This is a genomic window from Turicibacter sp. KK003, assembly GCF_037014675.1.
Classification (GTDB): Bacteria; Bacillota_I; Bacilli_A; order MOL361; family Turicibacteraceae; genus Turicibacter; species Turicibacter faecis.
Genome location: NZ_CP142738.1, coordinates 396,464 through 422,475, shown reverse-complemented (window position 1 = coordinate 422,475; position 26,012 = coordinate 396,464). Strand labels below are relative to the sequence as shown.

Sequence of the window (26,012 nt, the reverse complement as noted above, 5' to 3'; positions counted from 1 at the left end):
CCTCCTTAACCATTCCAACGTTTTTCAAGGTGTGTCGCCCACTTCGAGATGGGATAACAAATTAAAAAATAGAGTAAAAAAATAACGCCATAAATCCAAAGGGGAGCACTCGGCGTCGTTAGGCGGGCAGACTCAATGATTTGCTGTCCAACTTTTACGACTTCTACGACCCCAATTAATACGATAAGCGATGTCGTTTTAATCATGCGTGTCACTAAATTGATTGTCTGTGGCAGAAGACGCCGCATTGTTTGTGGAAGAATGACATAGACATAAATTTGCCATTTATTTAAAGCTAAGGCTGCCGCGGTTTCATATTGATGCTTAGGTATCGATTCTAACGCCCCCCGTACTAGATCGCCCATTTCTGCAACTCCCCAAAAGGAAAAGACAAGGACGGATGCCCAAAAGCCTGATAAATTAATTCCTAACGATTTACTCAACCCAAAATAAACTAAAAATAAGAGAACTAATTGTGGAACAATGCGAACTGTTTCTAAATAGACCCGACACATAAATTGCACCACTCGATTTTGTAACCTCATCACCATTCCCATTAAGAGTCCTAATATAATTGAAAGGCACACTGAAATTAAAGAGACTTGAATCGTGACGCCTAATCCTTCTAATAACCGGATAAAATTCCTTCCCTCGAATAAAATATTAATCCCTAACTCCTGCATATCGCACCTTCCTTTCTATAAAAGCAAGTATCAAAGAAATAGGTAATAATAAAATCAGATACGCTATGACAAGCATGAGCAACGCCTCATCCGTTTTATAGTATAAGCCGATTAACCCTTTCGCAACATACATTAAGTCGGCCAATGCAATCACGCTAAACACTGACGTTTCCTTAATTAAAAATATAATATTCGCACTAAATGCAGGAAGGGCAACTGCGATTGCCTGTGGTAACGTCACATACCAAAGGACCTGCCATTTCGTCAGCCCAATACTTAATCCTGATTCCACCTGTCCTTTAGGTATTGCCTCTAAACCGCTCCGAAAGGCCTCAGACATATAACTACTCCCCAAAAAAGTTAACCCAATGATTCCACATACCGATGAATTTAAAACGATGCCAAGCTTCGGTAATCCAAAATATAAAAAAAATAGCTGAATTAAAAGAGGAGTATTTCTTGAAAGTTCAATATATACGCCCACTATCCGTTTCAGGATCGGAACATTGTAGTAACAAATTAGACAACAAACAAATCCAATAACAATGGATAATAAAATTCCAATCCAAGCAATACCGAATGTCAATTTTGCTGCTTCCATATACATGGGTGTATACATTCTCACAAATTCAAAATCCATAGGCTCCCCCTCCTTCCTTCTCTCCTATCAGCATCAAGCCTATCGTAAGCTCATAACATCATATGACAAAACCACAGAATTAATGACAACAAAACATTTAAATATAAAGGCTCGTCACCGCTCATCCCTGAGAAACTCTCCTCCTAATGGAATGCATCTCATTAAAACTGATGAAACCTTTTAATGTCCACCTTTTCATCAAAGAAAGAGTTTAACTCCTTCCCCCTCAAATTAGACGGACCACGCTTTAAAGAAAATTTTATAATTAACCCGAAAAAAATTTCTTTCATTGTATAAAAATAACAATTTTATCCATAACATAGATGTAAGTTTTATAACTTGCTCTTCCAAAACTCCTTATTTTATATACTCCCCTTTCTCTCCCAACTGACTCCCCCAAAGTTGGGACTTTTTTTTGTTATTCATAGAGGTTACTAGCAAACTTAACATATTGGTCAATCGCTATTGTTTCTAATCAAAAACCGACCTAAACTTAGCGACGATAAAACAACCTTCATTATTTATCACTAACTCTTTTCTTAAAAAAAGTCGCTTTCGTTGTATAAAAATAACAATTTTATCCATAACATAGATGTAAGTTTTATAACTTGCTCTTCCAAAACTCCTTATTTTATATACTCCCCTTTCTCTCCCAACTGACTCCCCCCTCAGTTGGGACTTTTTTTGTTATTCATAGAGGTTACTAGCAAACTTAACATATGGGCCGATCGCTATTGTTTCTAATCAAAAGCCGACCTAAACTGAGTGATGATAAAACAACCTTCATTATTTATCGCTATCTTTTTTCTTAAAAATATTTCAAGCCAATTGAATAAACAGGAAAAATAGAGACATAATAAAGTTGCAAGTAAAAACTTGCTGTTTTATAAATTATATAAACTCTTTCTTTTTCATTTCTCTTCCATAAAACAACTGACTCCCCCTCAGTTGTTTTATTTTTTTATTCACCTATAATTTTCACCTATTACGGCGTAGTTGAGGCAAACGGCGTGTAAATCTCAATCCTTTTAATCAGGCATACCCTATTATCCTAATAGGTGCTACAAATGTAACCCTATCATTACCGCTCATTATAATTAAAGGATAAGAACCTATGAATCACTCCAAATCTTTTTTCCATCATAAATCGCTTATATTAAACTATCACTCAATCCTATGACAATACTAGGACTCCGCATAAGAATCAATCCTAAATCATTCCTCCCATGACGAAAACATTCTATCTGAATTCTGAATCCTTGAGATCAAGGTTAATAAAAATATCCGGTTTCCTGTGTATCCTATGATGCCGTGTAGGACCTTAAAAATCTAGATTTATTTAATGCTTACTACTCTTTGATTGAATCCCCTCTTTAGTTTAAGGAGATCCCTTCAACTAAAACTAAAAAAAACTCCCATTCACTTATGAATTAGGAGTTCGCATCCATTTTCTTGTCTGGCAACTCTCGCATCACAGTGGTAAAGTTCAATAACTGTTCATCACCTTCGTGATTCCTCAGTTCTTTTCACTTTCTGCCTATGATAACCGCTCGTTGTTGCCTTTCCTTTAATTCTCGATAAATAAAAAAAACATCCCGAAGGATGTTGATTGGCTATTTGGAGCGGGTGAAGAGAATCGAACTCTCACAGTCAGCTTGGAAGGCTGAAGTTCTACCATTAAACTACACCCGCATTTTTTTCGGCCTAGCGACGTCCTACTCTCGCACTTGCGTACTACCCTCGGCGCTAAGGAGCTTAACTTCTGTGTTCGGTATGGGAACAGGTGTGCCCTCCTTGCCCTTATCACTAGACCTTCTGTCAGATCTTATCAATCTCACAAAACTAGATATCTTCTGCTTATGGATCGGCTTTCTTGCCTTTCCTTTTTAGTTAAGTCCTCGATCGATTAGTATCAGTCCGCTTCATCTGTCACCAAACTTCCACTCCTGACCTATCTACCTCGTCGTCTTCAAGGGATCTTACTTCTTTCGAATGGGAAATCTCATCTTGAGGGGGGCTTCACGCTTAGATGCTTTCAGCGTTTATCCCTTCCACACGTAGCTACCCAGCTATGCTCCTGGCAGAACAACTGGTACACCAGCGGTGTGTCCATCCCGGTCCTCTCGTACTAAGGACAGCTCCTCTCAAATTTCCTACGCCCACGACGGATAGGGACCGAACTGTCTCACGACGTTCTGAACCCAGCTCGCGTACCGCTTTAATGGGCGAACAGCCCAACCCTTGGGACCGACTACAGCCCCAGGATGCGATGAGCCGACATCGAGGTGCCAAACCTCCCCGTCGATGTGAACTCTTGGGGGAGATCAGCCTGTTATCCCCGGGGTAGCTTTTATCCGTTGAGCGACGGCCCTTCCATTCGGTACCGCCGGATCACTAAGCCCGACTTTCGTCCCTGCTCGACTTGTTGGTCTCGCAGTCAAGCTCCCTTCTGCCTTTACACTCTTCGAATGATTTCCAACCATTCTGAGGGAACCTTTGGGCGCCTCCGTTACTCTTTGGGAGGCGACCGCCCCAGTCAAACTGCCCACCTGACACTGTCCCCTGACCAGCTCATGGCCACGGGTTAGAACCCCAGTAACACAAGGGTAGTATCCCAACAGCGACTCCTCCAAGACTGGCGTCCTGGTCTCTTCGTCTCCTACCTATCCTGTACATGTGTCACCAGTGCTCAATATCAAGCTACAGTAAAGCTCCACGGGGTCTTTCCGTCCTGTCGCGGGTAACCTGCATCTTCACAGGTACTATGATTTCACCGAGTCTCTTGTTGAGACAGCGCCCAGATCGTTACGCCTTTCGTGCGGGTCGGAACTTACCCGACAAGGAATTTCGCTACCTTAGGACCGTTATAGTTACGGCCGCCGTTTACTGGGGCTTCAATTCAAAGCTTCGCTTGCGCTAACCTCTCCTCTTAACCTTCCAGCACCGGGCAGGCGTCAGCCCCTATACATCACCTTGCGGTTTAGCAGAGACCTGTGTTTTTGATAAACAGTCGCCTGGGCCTTTTCACTGCGGCTTGCTTTCACAAGCACCCCTTCTCCCGAAGTTACGGGGTCATTTTGCCGAGTTCCTTAACAAGAGTTCTCTCGCTCATCTTAGGATTCTCTCCTCGCCTACCTGTGTCGGTTATCGGTACGGGCACCTAATAAATTATCCCTAGAAGCTTTTCTTGGAAGCGTGACATCAGCTGACTTCACCCTTTCGGGCTTTCGGCATCACAGCTCAATGTTTCGCCATGCGGATTTGCCTACATGACCACCTCACTGCTTACACGTGAATCCATTCACACGCTCAACTTAGCCTTCTCCGTCACTCCTTCAGTTTATTAAGTGGTACAGGAATCTCTACCTGTTGTCCATCGGCTACGCCTTTCGGCCTCACCTTAGGTCCCGACTTACCCAGGGCGGACGAGCCTTCCCCTGGAAACCTTAGGCTTTCGATGGATAGGATTCTCACCTATCTTTCGCTACTCACACCGGCATTCTCACTTCTAACCGCTCCACAGCTCCTTCCGGTACTGCTTCTGTGCTGTTAGAACGCTCTCCTACCACTGACACTTCGTGTCAATCCGCAGCTTCGGCGGTCCGTTTAGCCCCGGTACATTTTCGGCGCAGAGTCACTCGACTAGTGAGCTATTACGCACTCTTTAAAGGATGGCTGCTTCTAAGCCAACCTCCTAGTTGTCTGTGCATCTCCACATCCTTTTCCACTTAACGGACACTTGGGGGCCTTAGCTGGCGGTCTGGGCTCTTTCCCTTTTGACCATGGACCTTATCACCCACAGTCTGACTCCCGATCATATCTATCTGGCATTCGGAGTTTGATTGAGATCAGTACCCCGAGGTGGGGCCATCACCCATTCAGTGCTCTACCTCCAGTAGACTCTTATCGAGGCTAGCCCTAAAGCTATTTCGGAGAGAACCAGCTATATCCGTGTTCGATTGGAATTTCACCCCTAGCCACAAGTCATCCAAGCACTTTTCAACGTGCCCTGGTTCGGCCCTCCAGTCAGTGTTACCTGACCTTCAGCCTGCTCATGGCTAGCTCACACGGTTTCGGGTCTACAACATCGTACTCCTCGCCCTATTCAGACTCGCTTTCGCTTCGGCTCCGTCTCTTCAACTTAACCTTGCACGATATCGTAACTCGCCGGTTCATTCTACAAAAGGCACGCCATCACCCTTTAACGGGCTCTGACTAGTTGTAGGCACACGGTTTCAGGTTCTCTTTCACTCCCCTTCCGGGGTTCTTTTCACCTTTCCCTCACGGTACTGGTTCACTATCGGTCACTAGGTAGTATTTAGCCTTACGAGATGGTCCTCGTTGCTTCCGACGGGATTTCTCGTGTCCCGCCGTACTCAGGATCCCTTCCCTGCTTCACACAATTTCACCTACGGGACTCTCACCCCCTCCGGTTGGCCTTCCCAGACCATTCGGCTATCATGTTCAGTCATTTCTGAAGGTCCTTCTACCCCGGATTACTCCGGTTTGGGCTCCTCCCTGTTCGCTCGCCGCTACTTGGGGAATCGATGTTTCTTTCTTTTCCTCCAGGTACTTAGATGTTTCAGTTCCCTGGGTCTGTCTCCTCTATGGCTATTGATTCACCATACGGTGCTAGCGTATGACCACTAGCGGGTTTCCCCATTCGGATATCCCCGGCTCTTTGCTTACTTACAGCTCCCCGAGGCGTTTCGCCGTTTGTCGCGTCCTTCTTCGACTCCTAGTGCCTAGGCATCCTCCGTGCGCCCTTTATTACTTAACTTTTCTTCTTCAGAAGATATCTAGTTTTCAAAGATCAATTCTAGGAAAATCGAAATTCTCCCAAAACTAAACAGAACGTCTCTTTCTCCATAGAAAGGAGGTGATCCATCCCCACCTTCCGGTAGGGATACCTTGTTACGACTTCACCCCAATCATCTACCCCACCTTAGGCAGCTCCCTCCTTGCGGTTAGGCCACTGACTTCGGGTGTTGTAAACTCTCGTGGTGTGACGGGCGGTGTGTACAAGACCCGGGAACGTATTCACCGCGACATTCTGATTCGCGATTACTAGCGATTCCAACTTCATGTAGGCGAGTTGCAGCCTACAATCCGAACTGAGATTGGCTTTATGAGGTTTGCTCCACGTCACCGCTTCGCTTCTCTTTGTACCAACCATTGTAGCACGTGTGTAGCCCAGGTCATAAGGGGCATGATGATTTGACGTCATCCCCACCTTCCTCCAGTTTGTCACTGGCAGTCTCGTTAGAGTCCCCATCTCACTGCTGGCAACTAACGACAGGGGTTGCGCTCGTTGCGGGACTTAACCCAACATCTCACGACACGAGCTGACGACAACCATGCACCACCTGTATCCATTGTCCCCGAAGGAAACCCTCTATCTCTAGAGGCGTCAATGGTATGTCAAGACCTGGTAAGGTTCTTCGCGTTGCTTCGAATTAAACCACATGCTCCACCGCTTGTGCGGGTCCCCGTCAATTCCTTTGAGTTTCAGTCTTGCGACCGTACTCCCCAGGCGGAGTGCTTAATGCGTTAACTTCAGCACTGAGGTTCGACCCCCAACACTTAGCACTCATCGTTTACGGCGTGGACTACCAGGGTATCTAATCCTGTTTGCTCCCCACGCTTTCGCGCCTCAGTGTCAGTTGCAGACCAGGAAGCCGCCTTCGCCACTGGTGTTCCTCCATATCTCTACGCATTTCACCGCTACACATGGAATTCCACTTCCCTCTTCTGCACTCAAGTCAACCAGTTTCCAATGACCCTCCACGGTTAAGCCGTGGGCTTTCACATCAGACTTAATTAACCACCTGCGCGCTCTTTACGCCCAATAATTCCGGATAACGCTTGCCACCTACGTATTACCGCGGCTGCTGGCACGTAGTTAGCCGTGGCTTTCTCATAAGGTACCGTCAATTGATAGTCATTTCCTCCTATCACCTTTCTTCCCTTATAACAGAATTTTACAACCCGAAGGCCTTCTTCATTCACGCGGCGTTGCTCGGTCAGGCTTTCGCCCATTGCCGAAGATTCCCTACTGCTGCCTCCCGTAGGAGTCTGGGCCGTGTCTCAGTCCCAGTGTGGCCGTTCACCCTCTCAGGTCGGCTACGCATCGTCGCCTTGGTAGGCCTTTACCCCACCAACTAGCTAATGCGCCGCAGGCTCATCCATCAGTGATGCCAGGAGCATCTTTAAACTTTCGTCCTATCCGGTATTAGCGATCGTTTCCAATCGTTGTCCCCGTCTGATGGGCAGATCACCTACGTGTTACTCACCCGTTCGCCGCTTCCCACCGAAGTGGTTCGCTCGACTTGCATGTATTAGGCACGCCGCCAGCGTTCATCCTGAGCCAGGATCAAACTCTCCATAATTGTTTGTTTCCTTAGCTTGCGAAATTTCTTTCGCTCATGATTCTTGACGTTCTGTTTAGTTTTCAAAGAACTTCTCTCGCCTTTTGGCGACTTCTTTATCTTACCACATTCGACTTTTTCTGTCAAATGTTTTTTATCTTTTTTGTAAGATTTCTTGTCTACCTCTCTTGGCGACTTTTCTAGTTTATCATGTTCAACCGTTTCTGTCAAACACTTTTTAACTTTTTTTGTTTTCTTTTCCATCGCCCTTTTGGCGACTCATTTATAATACCATTCCACTCATTTAATGTCAAACAGTTTTTTGATATTTTTTAAAATTATCTTCTCTCTCATAAAAAATGCACCAAACGTGTTATAAAAGCTAACACACTTAGTGCACGATATCAATTCTTTTTAACCGTAGGAATATTTTCTACCTTCCTTACATGATTAAGCCCTAACTAATTTTGCTACACACTCAATGTGCGCTGTCTGAGGGAACATGTCAACGGGTTGAACAACTTCCAATTTATAGCCTCCATCTATAAGAACACGCAAGTCTCTAGCAAGTGTCGAGGAGTCACAAGATACATAAACAATACGATCAGGGGCCGCCTCTAACATTGTATCTAATAATGATCGATCACACCCCTTACGTGGAGGGTCAACAACGATAACGTCAGGTACAATCCCGTTCTCAATCCATGCAGGAATAATTTCTTCAGACTTTCCTACAGCAAATTGGGTATTTTCAAAACCATTTAACCGGGCATTCATTTTCGCATCTTCAATTGCCTCAGGAATAATTTCAACACCATACACCTGTTTAGCATGCTGCGCTAAGAATAAGGTAATTGTACCAATTCCACAATATGCATCAAAGACAATCTCATTCCCAGATAATTGGGCATATTCAACAGCTTTTGAATACAATGTCTCCGTTTGAATCGGATTGACTTGATAAAAAGAACGCGGTGAAATAGCAAAACGAATTCCATTCATTTCATCATAAATATAAGGTTCCCCATATAAAATACGTGTCTCGTCTCCAAAAATAACATTCGTGACTTTAGGATTCACATTTTGAGCGATACTTTTAATCTTAGGGTATTTACTTACTAGCCTTTGAATAAGCAACTCACTATTTGGAATTTCATGCGTTCTTGTCACGAGCGTTACCATGATTTCTTCCGTTTTAAATCCTACGCGTACAATAACATGACGTAAAACTCCAAGGTTTAATGATTCATTATACGGATCAATCTCTAATTCCTGACACAATTGTCTCATTGTTTCTACAATTTGATCTGAGATATCTGTTTGGATTAAACACGACTGCATATTAATTATTTCATGGCTCCGTTTTTGATAGAATCCCGCTACCACTTTTCCATCCGCATACCCAAATGGAACCTGCGTCTTATTACGGTATCGACTAGGATTTTGCATTCCGATTGTCGGTAATACATTTGCATCTTCAATATGACCTATTCTTTTTAAATGATTAACCACTGTGTCATGCTTCATTTTAAGTTGTCCTTCATAACTTAAATGTTGAACTTGACATCCACCACATTGCTTGTATATTCCACATTCTGGTTTGACACGTTCCCCGCTCGTTACAAAATAATCAACTGCACGGCCAAAGGCATACGTTTTTTTTACTAATGTCACCTTCATATTGATTTCTTCACCGACAAGTGCATTAGCGACAAACACTGGAAATCCATCGACACGCGCTACACCTAATCCATCATGCGTTAAACTTTCAATCTTTACATCATAGTACTCATTTTTTTGAACCGGCACTATCTTCTTCGTCATTTCTATCACCTATACCTCTCGTTGTCATAAGAAGAGGGAGACGTATTGTCTCCCCCCCCTATTTATTGCCATACAAATGATTGCGTATTTTTATCATAGGCTCCCCAACTTGGATAATCGGAAATTTCCGTTGGTTTGATTGCCTGATCAACTTCTAAATAAGGAATATCACCTAAGGCTTCTTCTTCCTCCGCCGTCAAAACTGTCAACGCCTCAATGCGGGCATCAAAAGCTTCCTTTTCTTCTTTATAACGGTATTCATATTCACCTGTCTTCTTGTTGTAATCTTTTGGCATGACTTTAATGTTATTTTTAGCACGGTCGATGTTTTCCTGTGTTGGATATTCTTCAGCATGAGCAACGATTTGTTCGACGATATCTAATCGGTGTTGCTTATAATATTCCAATTCTTGCTCGCGGTTGGCATCAGTTAATGCTTTTACATCTCCAGTCGATACGACTAATTGAAATGAATACTCCTGTGATTTATCCCCAATCTCATCTAACATTTTTGTGGCTGTTGCCTCTGCCGCCGCTCGTGCAGTCTCAACATCTACTCCATCATTTACCTGAACGTTTACGTAAACAACGGGCCCTTGAACAGTTACCTTTACTTCATTAACCCCTGATTGCTGTGCCCCTTTTTCCTCAGCAGCCGCTATAACAGAGTCGCTAATTGACTCTAAATTTTCCGTACGGTACCCATACACCGGACGTCCCGCTACGGATAACGGATCTAAATAAAAATATTTTAAAAGATGAAATCCGAATAAAACTGTCAGTACTGCTAAAATACCGATATAGCTATAAAGTATTACCCGTTTTTTCGGTAATTTGGGTCCCTTAGTCGGTTCCTTAACTTCTTCCTTTGCCATACAGTCACTTCCTTTACTGTTTATTCACTCATTTTAAATATTCTTTATTATACCATTAAAATCCTGTAAAACCTAGTCAGATTAACATTCAGCAAAATGTTTTGCTAGTCCCCCCTGAGCCGTTTCACGATATTTCGCCATTAAATCAAGCCCTGTCTCTTTCATCGTTTGCATCACTTGATCTAATGTAATGGTATGATAACCATCGGTTAACATCGCATATTTAGCTGCATCATAGGCACGCTTTGCCGCAACCGCATTACGTTCAATGCATGGAACTTGAACATACCCATAGACAGGGTCACATGTCATTCCTAAATGATGTTCTAATCCAATCTCAGCTGCATATTCACAATGTAAATTAGAGGCACCTTTTAGAAAGGCAACCGCCGCCGCTGCCATTGAACAAGCTGATCCTACTTCCCCCTGGCATCCAACCTCAGCCCCGGAGATAGACGCATTTGTTTTAATTAAATTTCCTACCAGTCCCGCAACCGCTAATGCATCAATTAATTGTTCATCCGTATATCCTTCCTCTTCTTGTAAGGCAAATAAAACGCCTGGAATAACACCTGATGCTCCACACGTTGGGGCCGTTACAACAACATCTCCACATGCATTTTGCTCTGAGACAGCCAATGCATAAGAATAAATTAAAATAGATAATTCTCCCTTATTTGCCTTTGCCTGTTCATAAAAATTTTTCGCGCGACGTGGATAATTTAGTTTCCCCGGCAAAGTCCCCTCAGCAACTAGACCATTCATCAGTGTTTCACGCATTATTTTAAGAATTTCTCCTAGATACTCCTTAATGTCTGGTTCATATTGATAAACATAATCTGATAACGTCCAATTATTTTTTCTACAAACTTCTAACACCTCATTCATGCTCGAATGTGGATAAATAGTTGGGACTTCATCTCGAGCCTGACCCTCTTCAATGATCGATCCCCCACCAATTGAGTAAACAGTCCATGAACCTAATTCTTTCTCGTTCTCATCATACGCAATAAACTTCATCGCATTCGGATGAAAGGGACGAAAGTCTTCTGGCTTCCACGTTATTTTAACTGGTTTAGGCTCCATCGTTTTTATAATAATATAATCCGTTAAATGACCCTCACCTGTTGCAGCTAAACTACCGTATAAAATGGCCTCAAAAGACGCCGCTTCCTTATAACGATTCATAAACACCTTTGCCGCTCGTGCGGGTCCCATTGTATGAGAACTAGATGGCCCATTCCCTACTTTATATAATTCACGTAAACTTTCCATACTTTTACCTCACTCCTTAACTCACTTAAACACTCAGATAAACTTATTATGAACCTAACTCAATTTTTAATTCTAACATCGCATCTCGAAGCGTTGCTGCTGTTTCAAAATCAAGTGCTTTCGCTGCTTCTTTCATTTCACGCTCTAATTTTTTCATTAATTTTTCTTTTTCTTTACGAGACATCTTCGTATCATATTTAGCCTCTTTTTCTACAACCTCTGTTGCACGAATAAGATCTCGAACATCCTTATGGACAGTCATTGGAATAATACCATGATCCTCGTTGTATTTTTCCTGAATCTCACGACGTCGCGCTGTCTCATCCATGGCGCGTCGCATTGACCCTGTTATTTTATCTGCATATAAAATAACACGTCCTTGTGCGTTACGGGCAGCACGTCCAATTGTTTGAATAAGGGAACGGTCACTACGTAAAAATCCCTCTTTATCCGCATCTAAAATCGCAACTAAAGAAACTTCAGGAATGTCAAGCCCCTCTCGTAAAAGGTTAATTCCAACTAGCACATCATAAGTTCCAATACGTAAATCGCGAATAATTTCAATACGTTCAAGTGTTTTTATTTCTGAATGTAAATAAGCCACTTTAATTCCTAATTCTTTTAAATAATTTGTTAACTCTTCAGACATCTTAATCGTTAACGTCGTCACAAGAACGCGTTCGTTTTTCTCTATACGCTTATAAATTTCACTGACTAAATGATCGATTTGCCCTCGACTTGGATGCAATTCAATAACCGGATCCAATAATCCAGTTGGTCGAATAATTTGCTCAATAACCTTATCCGTGCGGGCCAGTTCATAGTCACCCGGCGTCGCCGATACGTAAATGGCCTGATGAATTTTATCCTCAAACTCATTAAATTGTAATGGGCGGTTATCTAACGCTGATGGCAATCGGAATCCGTGATTAACTAACGTCTCTTTACGAGCGCGATCCCCATTGTACATTCCCCTTACCTGTGGCAACGTCACGTGCGACTCATCGGCCACTAACAACCAATCCTCAGGGAAAAAGTCAAGTAGACAATAAGGTGTTGCTCCACGTTCACGTAACGACAATGGACCCGAGTAGTTTTCCACACCTGAACAGAATCCCATTTCAGCCATCATTTCTAAATCATATCTTGTTCGTTGCTCAATCCGTTGAGCCTCGAGTAACTTACCCTCTGATTCAAAATACTTCACTTGTTGCTCAAGTTCTTCTTCAATATTTTTTAACGCAATCTTCATTCGCTCTTCTCCGGTTACGAAGTGTGACGCTGGGAAGATGACAACATGTTTACGTTCACTTAAGACTTCCCCTGTTATCGTATCAATTTCGCGAATACGGTCAACTTCTTCCCCAAAAAACTCTATTCGGATTGCATTCTTTTCAGTTGCAATCGGTAAAATTTCTACAATATCGCCACGAACCCTAAATGTTCCCCGGTGAAAATCAATGTCATTTCGTTGATATTGGATTCGAACTAATTCATTCAACAAATCATTTCGTTCCATCTCCATTCCTACACGAATAGATACCATCATCTTTTTATACTCTTCAGGGTCCCCAATCCCGTAAATACATGAAACTGAAGCAACGACAATAACATCATTACGTTCTAAAAGCGCTGCTGTTGCAGAGTGACGTAGCTTATCAATTTCATCATTGGTCTTGGCATCCTTTTCGATAAACGTATCCGATGAAGGAACATAGGCCTCCGGTTGATAATAATCATAGTAACTCACAAAGTATTCGACTGCATTATTCGGAAAAAACTCTTTTAACTCACTATAAAGTTGTCCGGCTAACGTCTTATTATGAGCCAAAACAAGGGTTGGTTTATTTACCTGTTGTACGACATTCGCAATTGTAAATGTTTTCCCTGTCCCAGTTGCACCTAATAAAACCTGTTCCTTAACACCGGACTCTATATTTTCTACTAATGATTTAATTGCCTGTGGTTGATCGCCGGATGGCGAATACTTTGAGACAATTTCAAACTTACCCTTTTTCATAAAAAGTCACCTCGCATGAACTCATTATACCACCTTTTTCAACTAAGAACTAAAGTAATTCTATGGACCTTACATTTAAATACAATCAATTTCTCCTCTTTCCAAATAAAAAAGAGGGGTCTCCCCCTCTCTATTAAGTATTCTGTAAAACTTCTAATGCCTTTTTAAATTGTGTATCAAATGCCTTATCTCTAATTTTATCTCTTAAGGCTAATGTTAATTGACTCGCCGTCTTATTATCAATGATACCTGTTTCTGCTATATTATTATCCTTTTGAAACTGTTTCACTGCTGATATTGTCGAATCATCAAAATATCCATCCGTTCGGTCAACTGAATAACCGAGCGTATTTAAAATATTTTGTGCATTTGCGATGGCCGGGTTTACTTGATCAAACTCCAACTCTTTTCCATTCTCGAGATACACTTGATAATAATTATAAAATTCAGGTGCTTCAACTTCAACGGTTGGGGTTACCCCTTTTTCATTAATCCAATTATTATCTGGTGTTTTCCATACTTGGGTCGTAATCTTAAGTGATGAATGATCATCAAGTGGCATCGATACCTGCACAGTTCCCTTTCCATATGATGTTGTTCCGACTACCTCATATCCACCCGCTTCTTTCATCGCGGCAGAAAAGATTTCAGAGGCTGATGCGCTTCCCTCATTAATTAAGGTAACAACCGGATAGTTCTTACCTTCACTTTCCGTTTCATAACTCACTGAACTTCCATCTCGCGATTCAATCGTTGTAATCACTTTACCCGGCGGTAAAATATAATCGACCATCTCGACCACGCTCGTTAAATATCCTCCGGAATTATTTCTTAAATCAACAATGAGGCCTGTCATCCCTTGCCCCTCTAATTCCTCAATTGCGGTTTTAAATTCCTGTGCTGTATTTTCACCGAATGTTGTAATTTGAAGATATCCAATTGCCTGACCCTCTTCTGTGATTAACTCAGATTTAACTGTCTCTTGATCAATGGCCTTACGTGTTACCTCAATATAAATTAAATCAGGATTATCATTGCGAGATATTCCCAAAGTTACTGTTGAGTTCACAGGGCCTTTAATCTTATTCGTGACTTCCTGCAACGTTTGACCCACTACATTTTCGCCATCCACTTCAACAACTAAGTCATTCGCTAATATTCCAGCCTCATCCGCCGGCGAATCAGGGAATGGTGAAACAATCATTGTATACCCATTGACAGTGGTCACCTCACACCCAATTCCTGAATAAGTATCCTCTAAATGCTCCACAAAATTTTCGTAATCCGTCATCGTAAAATAAGTTGAATGTGGGTCGTCTAAGGCATTAATCATTCCTGAGATGGCTCCGTCAATTAACGCCTGACTATCGCCCTCATAAAAATAATGATAGGATTTGAGTGCCTCATATACCTGATTAATTGAAGCAATCTCCCCATAATTAGACGGTGAGATAATAGAATCTGATTTCTTCTCTGGAAAAATCAATGACAATAACAAAGTCACCACTGCACCTAAACAAAAGCTTCCAATCAGTAGAAACCCGTTTTTATGCTTCATATCATCACTCCTTTTTTTATTTCATAATCTCTATCCTGTAATCATCTTTCATATGTGAAATTCGTCGGATGTTTTAGTATAACTCCTATTTTACCAATTTTTATATTCTTTGTCATTCCAAGAAAATAGGATAAATTCACAAATCCTGCAATTCAAACCATTTACCCATTTTTTCTAACCCTTGTAATCACTTCAAGTTTATGGATGCATTCTAACTGTTCAGTCAATCATTTAATGAAGATTAAGCATCCTTATCTAATCAAAACTGGATGTTCCTATGAAAAGTCGCTTTTTACTTATATAGTATGGAACAATTTATAAATTTATTTCATTTTAAAGATGATTTATTACAAATGACTACGTTCGATCCCTCATCGATTAAATAAAAAAAGTACCTCATTGAGAAATAGGCGTCGTCTTTTTGAACGCTCTATATTCTCAATTCAAAGGTACCTTTTTATCTCACAACTTTGGCGAAAATAATCGTCATAATCTTATACTAACATCTGGCACGCCATTAAAGCCCCTACCATGATGATGGGAAATTAATATATTTTCTTGGGTTAACGGCATGTGGATAATTATAATATCCTTCATACATTTCAAAATGTAAATGCGCTCCAAAGGAATTTCCTGTATTCCCCATCGTTCCTAATTGGGTTCCTCGTGCAACTTGTTGCCCAACTGAAACATACGGTGCTGAGTGCATGTGAGCATATACAGTTGTCATTGTTTTCCCATTGATATTGTGAGTAATCATTACGTGATTTCCATATGCACTATGCCAACCTGCACGAATAACAGTTCCCGCTTGTGCAGCATACACCGGCGTTGATGTATCCCCATAGTTGGCTAAGTCAATTCCCGTATGGTTACTATAACACATAAATTCGCAACTTACATATCCACGGGCCAATGGAATCATAAACCCTGATCCCGTAACAACCCCACCACTTGAAGAACTGCCATTACTTGAAGAGTTTCCTGATGATACAGGAGGCGGTGGTGTCTGCTCTAAAATTTTCTTCTGCTCTTCAGCAATTTCAATAATTTCTGAAGCTGATAAACGTTCACTTTCTAATTCTTGCATTTGTTTAGCCAAGTCACGTTTTTGTTGCTCTAACTTTTGTTGATAAGCGTCTAACGTTTCACGTTCCTTCTCTAGCGAATCCTTGCTTTCAGCTAACTCCTGTTGTTGAACCTTCAAAGTCGCAAGTAACGCTTGCTGCTGACTGACTAAAAGACTTAGTTCATCCATCGATTGAGCATCGCTTTGTGCAAAGTGATTAATGACACGTAATTGGCGAATAAAATCAACTAAACTGTTAGATTCAGATAACATCTGTAACACTAAATTTCCACGTGAAAATCTCTGTGACATATGCATTCTTTGCGCCACAACTTTTTTTAAGGCTTCCACCTCTTCATCTAATCTTTTAGCTTCCTCTTCACCTGACTTAATTTCAGTTTCTTTTTGGGAGATTTTCTTCTCAAATTCAGAAATCGCACTTTCTGTTTGTGAGATTTTCTGAACAGTTGTCCCCATATCCCCCTCAACAATCTCTATTTCATCTTGAAGTTTGGATTCTCTGCCCTTAATTTCAGAAATTTGGTCTTGCGCCTCACTAATAATAGCATTACATTCTTCCTTCGTTTTACACGATTTCGATGCCTCTACTATTGTGGGCATCGTAGGAATCAATCCCAACGCTAAAGACAGGCACAATCCCATTTTTATAAATGGCTTCTTCATCTCCTATATCCCTCCTTTTTCAATAACTCTATCTATTAAATTTTTAAAGAATACTTGATGACTGCGAAGAAACTACCAAGTAGACTGATGACGATTGACATTAATCCGACAATTGTTCCTAATTCATAAACAGTTGGGAACGGTGTAGCCATTTGAAGCATTGGAATAACTAGTACTCCTCCAAAAATATGATATAAAAATTGGTAACCATACATCGTTAGCAAAATAGGAACGACAGCCCCTAAAACACCGATAATAACACCTTCAATTAAAAACGGAACCGTCACATGAGCAACTGATGCACCTACTAGCTTCATAATTTTCAATTCATTTTGACGTGCATAAATCGTTAATTTAATTGTATTTTGAATTAAAAATACTGCTAATACGAGTAAAATCAAAACAATAACTGATAACGTTTGACGGATGATTGTTGTAATATTGGTAAAAGCAGATAACTCTGATTCTTCACCGTAATTCACGTATCCAACACCATCAATTTCCTTAATTGCCTTCGCTACCTCGTCAACATTTTTCACATCGTCAACCGAAACAATGCCTGTATCGGGTAATGGATTTCCATCACTTGTATTTTCAAAAAAGTCTGCTAACTCAGGATCATTCTCACCGATTCGCTCAATAAACTCCGTGTATTCTTCCTCTTTGGTTATATGATTAACTTCCGAAACGTGCGCTTGAGACTGTATTGCTTGAATCGAGGAAGCAATTTGCTCATCCGTCGCATCTTGAGAAAATTCAATAAAGATCTTAATTTCGTTTTCAACCTGTTCTGTAAAATTTTTAGTATTGTAAGCGAACAGAACGAAAAAAGAACATAAGCTAAGAGTAATAGTTAACGTTACAATTGATGAAATGGACATAAATAAGTTATTCCAAATATTTTTAAATCCATCGCGAATGTAGCGAAAAATTTGTCTAATTATTTTCATAATATCCCCTCACTTCATCGCTAAATATAGTCCCATGATCGATCGTCACTACACGACAATCTTGGCCAAATATTAATTCATGGTCATGAGTTGCCATGATGACCGTCTTTCCTTGCTTGTTTAACTCTTTCAGAATATTAACAATTTGTATTGAATTGTCTGGATCTAAATTTCCCGTTGGTTCATCAGCAATAATAATATCTGGATTATTCGCAATAGCGCGTGCAATCGCTACACGTTGTTGCTCTCCTCCTGACAATTGGTTAGGATAAAATAATAATTTTCCCTCAAGACCAACTAACGTTAATGCATCGAGTGCCTTTTGGCGAACCTCCTCCTTAGGAAGGCCAATAGCCTCTAAGGCGAACGCTACATTTTGATAAACGGTCATTTTTTTTAATAATTTAAAGTCTTGAAAGACGACACCTATTTGCCGACGCAATTTAGGAATTTTAAAGCGACTTAGACGAGTAATTTCAATTCCATTAACCTTAATTTCTCCACCTGTAGCTTTTTCCTGACAATTAATCATTTTTAAAAAAGAAGATTTCCCGGCACCACTCGGTCCAATGACGAATAAAAACTCGCCTGATTCGATTTGAATATTTATATTATGAAGTCCGATAACTCCATTTGCATACTTTTTACTAACGTTTGTAAATTCGATCATTATCTTCCCACCTATCTCTAAACGTCTTTTTTCATTATAGCACAACTATCTGACAGTTTCATTTTCAATACGCCAATTCCCAACAAATACTATCCTAACCATTGCCCCATATTTCATCCCTAATCGATTTCCATTTTAACATAATCGCATTTATCTTAATATAAAATGTCGAATAATTGATTTATATTTCATCCTTTTTTACACCCTTTATACATAATACTTAATTATTTACATAAAAAAAGTGGAGGGTCACCTGATAGGTGGCCTTCCACTTTTTAATTAGGATAAACTAAATGTTTATCTTCAATTTGGTTTAATGTATTTTCTAAAAATGCGTTTGCTTCATATTTAGCGGCCGGTAAATTCATATCTAAATAATTACCACAATCTCTAGCACTTGCTCCCGGAACTTCCCCTTCATAATTCGCAATAAAATTAAAAGTTTCTGTAATAAGGTTAACCACGTCACGTGAATCTAAATCACCTTTTAAAATTAAATAAAAACCTGTTCGGCACCCCATAGGCCCAAAATAAATCGTTTGATCCGCTGCTTGCGGATGATTTCTTAAGAAGGTAGCAGCTAAATGTTCAATCGTATGAATTTCAGCCGTATTCATGACAGGTTCTCGATTCGGAAGTTTAGTTCGAATATCAAATGTTGTAATAACCTCTTCTCCAACGACATCTTTTCGTGATACATAAATTCCACGTAATAAATCTTCATGATTGACTGTAAAGCTCGGAATTTTTTTCATAAACGGTTCACTCCTCTTAAAGTTAATCTAACGTGCCCTTATTATACACTCTACCGTTTTTTATAACCATCCCAAAATGCACTTATCCACAAAATACCACTGTTATAAACTTTTTCTTAAATAAGCATCAATAAATCCATCTAAATCCCCATCCATAACTGCTTGTACATTTCCAACTTCATATGAAGTACGGTGGTCTTTTACTAATGAATAAGGATGAAAAACATAGGAACGGATCTGACTTCCCCATCCAATATCTTTCACCTCACCACGAATTTTTGCTAACTCTGCTTCTTGTTCCTCTAGTTTTCGTTGATAAAGCTTAGACTTTAACATCTCCATGGCAGCTTCACGATTTTTAATCTGTGAACGTTGATTTTGACAGGTCACAATTGTATTCGTTGGTAAGTGGGTAATTCGAACAGCAGAATCTGTTGTATTAATATGTTGTCCTCCAGCCCCACTTGCACGGTAAGTATCTATTTTTAAATCCTCGCTACGAATTTCAATATCAATATCACCAGAAAACTCAGGCATTACATCACACGAACAAAAAGAGGTATGTCTACGTCCACCTGAATCAAAAGGTGAAATACGTACTAAACGATGAACCCCACGTTCCGCCTTGAAGTACCCAAATGCATTTGTTCCTTTAATTTTGATCGTCACACTTTTAATTCCCGCTTCTTCTCCTACTAAGTAATCTAAAACTTCCACTTTAAATCCTTTTCGTTCAGCATAGCGTGTATACATACGATAAAGCATCTCTGCCCAATCTTGAGATTCTGTTCCTCCAGCACCTGGATGTAACTCTAAAATAGCATTATTACCATCATATGGGCCACTCAATAAAATTTCCAATTCAAAGGCGTTCAATTTTTCACTCACCTCATGAATTTGTGCCTCAAGTTCTGACTGTAAATCCTCATCGGCCTCTTCTAAAATTAACTCAAAAGCAATTCCGAGCTCTTCTACTTCCGATTGTAAATTATAAAACGAAGAAATCTTCTCCTTCAATGCATTAGCCGCATTAATAACCTCTTGTGCCTTTCTTCGATCGTCCCAGAAACCAACCTCTTGCATTGTTTGTTCATATTCTTTTATTTGATTCTCTTTTTCGGCTACGTTTAATGACTCTTTAAACTGTAAAATGCGCTCAGACATTTTCTTTATTTCAGATCGTATTTCATGAATTTCCATTCTAATCACCTCTTTTTATTCGCTATAATCTCACTTTTACGCGCTAAGAAGCAGTGACTTTTAATATGATCAAAAATCACTGCTCCCCCGATATACGTTATATACGATACTTGTATGATCAACTACTCATTTTGACCGCAACAATGCTTATATTTTTTCCCACTTCCACACGAGCATTCTTCATTACGACCTACCTTTTTAGACACGCGTGTCAATGGACGTTTCTTCTCATCTTTTGGTGCGTTAGTCGCCGTTGGCTTAGCTACCTCTTCGCGTTGTAAATTTTGACGAATTTCAGCTCGAATAATATAGCGTGTTACGTCATCCTCAATACGTTCAATTAAACGATTGAACATTTCAAATCCTTCACTTTGATATTCATGTAATGGATTAATTTGCCCATATGAGCGTAAATGAATTCCCTGACGTAAGGCGTCCATCGCATCGATATGATTCATCCAATGAGTATCCACTACACGTAACACAATAACCTTTTGGAATTCATGGAAAACAGACGCATCAATCGATTTTTCTTTTAGGCGATAATCTTCTTTTACAAGATTAGTCACATATTCAATTAATTGCTCCTCTGTTTTCCCTTCAATAGCTGCACGTGTTACTTTATTAACAGGGAAGAAGTTAGTATTTAGATAAACAAGTAATCCTTCGTAATTATACTCTTGTTCTCCCTTTGACTTCTCGTGCTCAGAGTGTGAGAAGTTATGAACTAATCGTGTAACCGATGAGTTTACCATTCCAAAAATAATATCGGTTAAATCTTCTGTTTCTAGAATATCTTGACGTTGTCCATAGATAACCTCACGTTGACGGCGAATGACATCATCATATTCTAGTAAGTTTTTACGCATATCATAGTTATTACCTTCTACGCGTTTTTGTGCCGATTCTACTGCCTTTGTAACCATTTTGCTCTCAATTGGCTCATTTTCATCCATACCCAATTTATCCACCATTGCATGCATACGATCTGATCCAAATCGGCGCATTAATTCATCTTGGAATGACAGATAAAAGCGAGTATATCCAGGATCTCCTTGACGCCCCGAGCGTCCACGCAATTGGTTATCAATACGACGAGATTCATGGCGCTCCGTCCCAATAACGGCCAATCCACCTAATTCCTTAACTTCATCTGTTAATTTAATATCCGTTCCTCGACCCGCCATATTGGTTGCAATCGTGACAGACCCTTTCTTCCCTGCATCCATAATAATTTCTGCTTCGCGTTCATGATTCTTCGCATTTAAAACGTTGTGCGGAATTCCCTTACGCTTTAATAACTGTGAAATATACTCCGATGTCTCGACCGCTACAGTTCCAAGTAAAACTGGCTGTCCCTTTTTATGGCGTTCGATTACATCTGCAACAACGGCATTAAACTTAGCATTCATATCCTTATAAACTAAATCTGGTGCATCTAAACGGGCAATCGGACGATTAGTCGGAATTTCCACGACCATCATATTATAAATATTTCGGAACTCTTCCTCTTCTGTCTTCGCTGTCCCTGTCATTCCTGATAACTTACTATATAATCTGAAAAGATTTTGGAACGTAATTGTTGCTAACGTCGATGTTTCTTGCTTAATTGAAACTCCCTCTTTTGCTTGAATGGCCTGATGTAAACCTTCAGAGTAGGCACGTCCCTTCATTAAACGACCTGTAAACTGGTCAACAATCACAATTTCGTCCTCTTGGATAACATAATCCACATCGCGCGCCATAATGTAATTTGCCTTTAATGCATTATTGATATGATGTAACAACACTGCATGTTTAATATCGTATAAATTATCAATTCGGAAAGCTTTTTCCGCCTTCTCAATTCCTCCCTCATTTAATTGGATATTTTTCGTTTTAATATCAATTGTATAGTCTTCTTCGTCCTTTAAACCTTTAACAAAATGGTCAGCGTGTACGTATAAATTAGCCGTACGTTTCTGCCCACCTGAAATAATTAATGGTGTACGTGCCTCATCAATTAAGATTGAGTCTACCTCATCCACAATGGCATAATTTAATTTACGTTGTACCATTTGCTTTGCATACAACACCATGTGATCACGTAAATAGTCAAAACCTAGTTCATTGTTTGTTGAGTAAGTAATATCACATGCATATTGCGCCTTTTTCTCTTCTGAAGTCATCCCCGTTAAATTTAAACCAACCGTTAAGCCCAGCCATCGATAAAGCTCTCCCATCTCGCGCGCATCACGGCTTGCTAAATATTCATTTACCGTAATAATATGAACACCTTTTCCATCTAATGCATTTAAGTACGCAGGCATAGTTGAGGTTAATGTTTTTCCTTCCCCCGTTTTCATCTCGGCGATATTTCCACCATGTAAGGCAATCCCACCAATAATCTGAACCTTATAAGGAGTCATTCCTAAAACGCGTGTTGACGCCTCACGAACAACCGCAAATGCCTCAACTAATAAATCATCTAACGTTTCTCCCTTTTCAATTCGTTCTTTAAACTCTAAAGTTTTATGTTTTAATTGCTCGTCTGTTAGACCTTGCATATGAGGTTCTAACGCAATGACCGCATCCGCTATTTTATCCGCACGCTTTAATACTTTTACACTTGGATCTAACATTTTCTTGATTGCCGAAATCATCATCATCGCTCCTTGTCTATGTCTTACTAGGCTTATACTAGCTAATACTCTGTTATTAACATAATGTTACCACTTTTGACTAAACATGTACACAAAAAAACCTGTTCGGAACATAACTTTACCTAATTTTTGTCATTTCATTCGGGAGATTTTCTCTAAAACCCTACATCCCCACAGAATCTATCATTTTTCACAAGCATAAAAAAAGACTACCGCGTAAGATAGTCTTTTTTGTTAATTCACTATTATTAATTATTCGTCTCAATCACAGCGTATTTTCCATCATTACGACGATAAACGACACAAACAGCATCAACAGCCATATCACGATAGACATAGAAGTCATGTCCTAATAATTCTAATTGCATAATTGCTTCTTCAACGTCCATTGGTTTTAAATGAACATTTTTAACTTTGTACGGTACTTCATCTTCTTCGTTATAAACCGTATCCGGATCATCAATAGTAATGAAGTAATCGCTAATACCCTCACGTTCACGAATTTTTTTGTTTGCTTTTGTTTTGTGACGACGAATTTGACGTTCTAATTTATCCACAACAAGATCAATCGCTGCATATAAATCATCACTTTCTTCCTCTGCTCGTAGGATGAACTGATTCCCTGGAATAGTCACTTCTACTTTCTGAATCACATCATAGATTTTAATATACACGCGAGCCTCTAAATCCGGATTTGTAGGTAAGAATCGTTGTAAGCTTCCCACTTTTTCCTCGATATAATTTTTAATAGCATCTGTTGCGTTGAAACGATTAGCTCCCCTAATTTGAATTCTCATTAGAATCACTCCTATCTATCTGATGTACCTCTATTATAATATAAATCCTTCATTTAAGAAAGCGTTTTCCGTATTTTGTCGAACACTTAAGTGCTTCCTCAAACGTGGAAAATAACAGTGTGAGATATGACTCAACTATTAAAAAGAGATTCATTTCATTTTAAGCAAAACAAAACAATTATATACCAGTAAAGCGCTTATAAAAATCTATAATCGGTTACTTTTTAATAAACTTTAATCGTCCGTTCATCCTGTTCGGTTGATAACACTAATCTAATTTGTCCAATTTGAATTTTAGAAAAAAATTTTTCTAGCTGTTCTAATAATACATCGCTCCACGGATAGGGACCCTCCCCTGACATGTCTAAAATCGTAACCGATTTATAACTTCTAAACTGCTTTCTAATCTCCTTGACATATTGGGGAATAAAAAGTTGTAGTAACACTAAATCTCCCTGATCCAGTCGTTCAAGAACAGATAGGAGCCATTCATTTTGTTCAAAAAGACAATGATTTTCCCCAATTTTTAGATTCCGTTTACACTTAGAGCATAGACACGGATCGTTAAGCGCAAAAATATCTTGAAGATTATGAATCGTTATTAATTGAAAACAGACGAGACACCTCATTTATAATCCTCCTTTAATAACTTCTGCCTTCTCGCATGGTTATTCATCTCACGAATCTGGCGTCGTGCAGACTCCATTGCCAAAGTAATTCCATAATGAAAAAATACGATTTCACCGTGTGGGTACATAGGATTTCTGCCAACACGCCCACTAATCTGAACAAGTGCACTCTCTTCGAACACCTCATGTTCTGTCGAAAAAATGGCCACATCAATATTTGCAATTGTTACCCCTCTTTCTAAAATCATCGTCGTAATCAAAAATTGACCCTTTCCCTCTTTAAAGTTTTTAACTTTTGCTAATCTATTTTCATCGCTTGAAAAAACAAACTCTACTTCTAATGCAAAACACTTCCTTATAGCCTCCTGTAAAAGGTACCCCATTTCAATTGTTGGAACAAATAACAATGCGCGTCTATTTAACATTAACTGTTTATTAAACCACTTTTTAATCACGCGTGGTAATCTCCTTTTCTTTAAAAAACGTGAAAGGTTTCCTGAGAAGCAGTATTTAGGAATATCTAATGCATGTAAATGATATCGAGCTGGAATTAAACAACATTTTAATCGTCCTCTTTTAATTAGCCTCTGATCCGTCTTAGAGGGGGTCGCCGACAAATAAATCGTTGCACACCCCGTTTTACATGCCTTTTGGGCTAATCTTGGTAACATCTCATCAAATGTATAAGGAAAGGCATCCACCTCATCGATAATTAGTAAATCAAATGCCTGATAAAATCGAATTAACTGATGCGTCGTCGTTACAACAATATCCCCATAGATATTTTTCTCCTCAGAATTTCCATGAAGCCCTACTACACGTGCATATGGAAAAGCTCGTTTAATTCGAGGAATCAAATCAACAACAACATCGGCACGTGGAATAGCCCAACATACACGCTTTTTTTGCAACAACGCCAATGAAATTGTCTCGAACATCATTTCAGTTTTTCCAGCACCACAAACCGCCCAAATCATTCCAATTCCTGAAGAGTTCAATATTCCTTTTGCAAAATCAGATGCTCGTTGTTGTAAAAAGGATAACTGGAAATCTTGATTTAATATCTCCGATTTTTCTGTAATTGGAGCAGGTACGATTGAACGATATAGATATTGTGCATCATCGATCATTTTAAAATCCAAACACTGTCTACAGTATTTAACCGGCTTCTCTTTATAGATAAAGGTCGCAAACCAATCCTCTGATTGATTTAAACAACGTTCACAACGTTTTCCCTGAATCCCTTTGACTCTGACAACTTCACTTTCTTTAATAATCCCCTGTTTAAATAATTCTAAATATTCATCCTCTAACCATTCCCGACCACTGACATCTATCATGAAAACACCTCCATCATACAATACGATGAGTAG

The 26,012-nt window shown here is 39.9% G+C and carries 16 protein-coding genes, 1 tRNA gene and 3 rRNA genes; all 20 read right to left on the bottom strand.

Annotation, left to right across the window (positions count from 1 at the left end):
* Window positions 1-5: 5 nt before the first annotated feature.
* On the bottom strand, window positions 6-683 hold the full coding sequence (locus VXM77_RS02060) for an amino acid ABC transporter permease (protein ID WP_161831022.1): 678 nt from the start codon (window positions 681-683) through the stop codon (window positions 6-8).
* On the bottom strand, window positions 664-1,323 hold the full coding sequence (locus tag VXM77_RS02055) for an amino acid ABC transporter permease (protein ID WP_161831021.1): 660 nt from the start codon (window positions 1,321-1,323) through the stop codon (window positions 664-666). The genes VXM77_RS02060 and VXM77_RS02055 overlap by 20 nt, the downstream gene beginning before the upstream one ends.
* 1,618 nt (window positions 1,324-2,941) lie before the next feature.
* Window positions 2,942-3,015 (bottom strand) — tRNA-Gly (locus VXM77_RS02050).
* A gap of 10 nt (window positions 3,016-3,025) precedes the next feature.
* Window positions 3,026-3,134 (bottom strand): 5S ribosomal RNA (rrf, locus tag VXM77_RS02045).
* Between the two features lie 75 nt (window positions 3,135-3,209).
* Window positions 3,210-6,103, bottom strand: a 23S ribosomal RNA gene (locus tag VXM77_RS02040).
* A gap of 92 nt (window positions 6,104-6,195) precedes the next feature.
* Window positions 6,196-7,712: ribosomal RNA gene (locus VXM77_RS02035) — 16S ribosomal RNA — on the bottom strand.
* Together the 16S, 23S and 5S rRNA genes with 1 tRNA gene alongside form the textbook arrangement of a ribosomal RNA operon.
* 429 nt (window positions 7,713-8,141) lie before the next feature.
* Entirely contained in the window at window positions 8,142-9,515 is a 1,374-nt protein-coding gene (gene rlmD, locus VXM77_RS02030) for a 23S rRNA (uracil(1939)-C(5))-methyltransferase RlmD (RefSeq protein ID WP_262951080.1), read from the bottom strand.
* Between the two features lie 62 nt (window positions 9,516-9,577).
* The gene (locus VXM77_RS02025; RefSeq protein ID WP_161832605.1) at window positions 9,578-10,390 is read right to left on the bottom strand and encodes a hypothetical protein; all 813 of its coding nucleotides are present in this window, start codon (window positions 10,388-10,390) and stop codon (window positions 9,578-9,580) included.
* 81 nt (window positions 10,391-10,471) lie between these two features.
* A complete protein-coding gene (locus VXM77_RS02020) occupies window positions 10,472-11,665 on the bottom strand; it encodes an L-serine ammonia-lyase (RefSeq protein ID WP_161832606.1) in 1,194 nt (397 codons plus the stop codon).
* Window positions 11,666-11,711: 46 nt separating this feature from the next.
* Entirely contained in the window at window positions 11,712-13,685 is a 1,974-nt protein-coding gene (gene uvrB / locus VXM77_RS02015; RefSeq protein WP_161832607.1) for an excinuclease ABC subunit UvrB, read from the bottom strand.
* 133 nt (window positions 13,686-13,818) lie between these two features.
* On the bottom strand, window positions 13,819-15,243 hold the full coding sequence (locus VXM77_RS02010) for a S41 family peptidase (protein ID WP_338506784.1): 1,425 nt from the start codon (window positions 15,241-15,243) through the stop codon (window positions 13,819-13,821).
* Between the two features lie 526 nt (window positions 15,244-15,769).
* Entirely contained in the window at window positions 15,770-16,996 is a 1,227-nt protein-coding gene (locus tag VXM77_RS02005) for a M23 family metallopeptidase (protein ID WP_237658976.1), read from the bottom strand.
* A 35-nt stretch (window positions 16,997-17,031) separates the two neighbouring features.
* Window positions 17,032-17,946: a permease-like cell division protein FtsX gene (gene ftsX / locus VXM77_RS02000; RefSeq protein WP_161832609.1), complete on the bottom strand. Its 915-nt coding sequence runs from the start codon at window positions 17,944-17,946 to the stop codon at window positions 17,032-17,034.
* On the bottom strand, window positions 17,933-18,616 hold the full coding sequence (ftsE, locus tag VXM77_RS01995) for a cell division ATP-binding protein FtsE (protein WP_161832610.1): 684 nt from the start codon (window positions 18,614-18,616) through the stop codon (window positions 17,933-17,935). The genes ftsX and ftsE overlap by 14 nt, the downstream gene beginning before the upstream one ends.
* A gap of 275 nt (window positions 18,617-18,891) precedes the next feature.
* A complete protein-coding gene (locus tag VXM77_RS01990; RefSeq protein ID WP_161832611.1) occupies window positions 18,892-19,371 on the bottom strand; it encodes an S-ribosylhomocysteine lyase in 480 nt (159 codons plus the stop codon).
* Window positions 19,372-19,473: 102 nt separating this feature from the next.
* Window positions 19,474-20,571, bottom strand: a complete 1,098-nt coding sequence (gene prfB / locus VXM77_RS01985) for a peptide chain release factor 2 (RefSeq protein ID WP_161832612.1) — start codon at window positions 20,569-20,571, stop codon at window positions 19,474-19,476.
* 122 nt (window positions 20,572-20,693) lie between these two features.
* Window positions 20,694-23,213 (bottom strand): preprotein translocase subunit SecA, encoded by a 2,520-nt coding sequence (secA, locus tag VXM77_RS01980; RefSeq protein WP_262951084.1) that lies wholly within the window; start codon window positions 23,211-23,213, stop codon window positions 20,694-20,696.
* A gap of 248 nt (window positions 23,214-23,461) precedes the next feature.
* On the bottom strand, window positions 23,462-24,010 hold the full coding sequence (raiA, locus tag VXM77_RS01975) for a ribosome-associated translation inhibitor RaiA (protein WP_161832614.1): 549 nt from the start codon (window positions 24,008-24,010) through the stop codon (window positions 23,462-23,464).
* Between the two features lie 224 nt (window positions 24,011-24,234).
* Window positions 24,235-24,639 (bottom strand): hypothetical protein, encoded by a 405-nt coding sequence (locus VXM77_RS01970; protein WP_161832615.1) that lies wholly within the window; start codon window positions 24,637-24,639, stop codon window positions 24,235-24,237.
* Window positions 24,636-25,979: a helicase-related protein gene (locus VXM77_RS01965; protein WP_161832616.1), complete on the bottom strand. Its 1,344-nt coding sequence runs from the start codon at window positions 25,977-25,979 to the stop codon at window positions 24,636-24,638. The genes VXM77_RS01970 and VXM77_RS01965 overlap by 4 nt, the downstream gene beginning before the upstream one ends.
* Window positions 25,980-26,012: the final 33 nt, after the last annotated feature.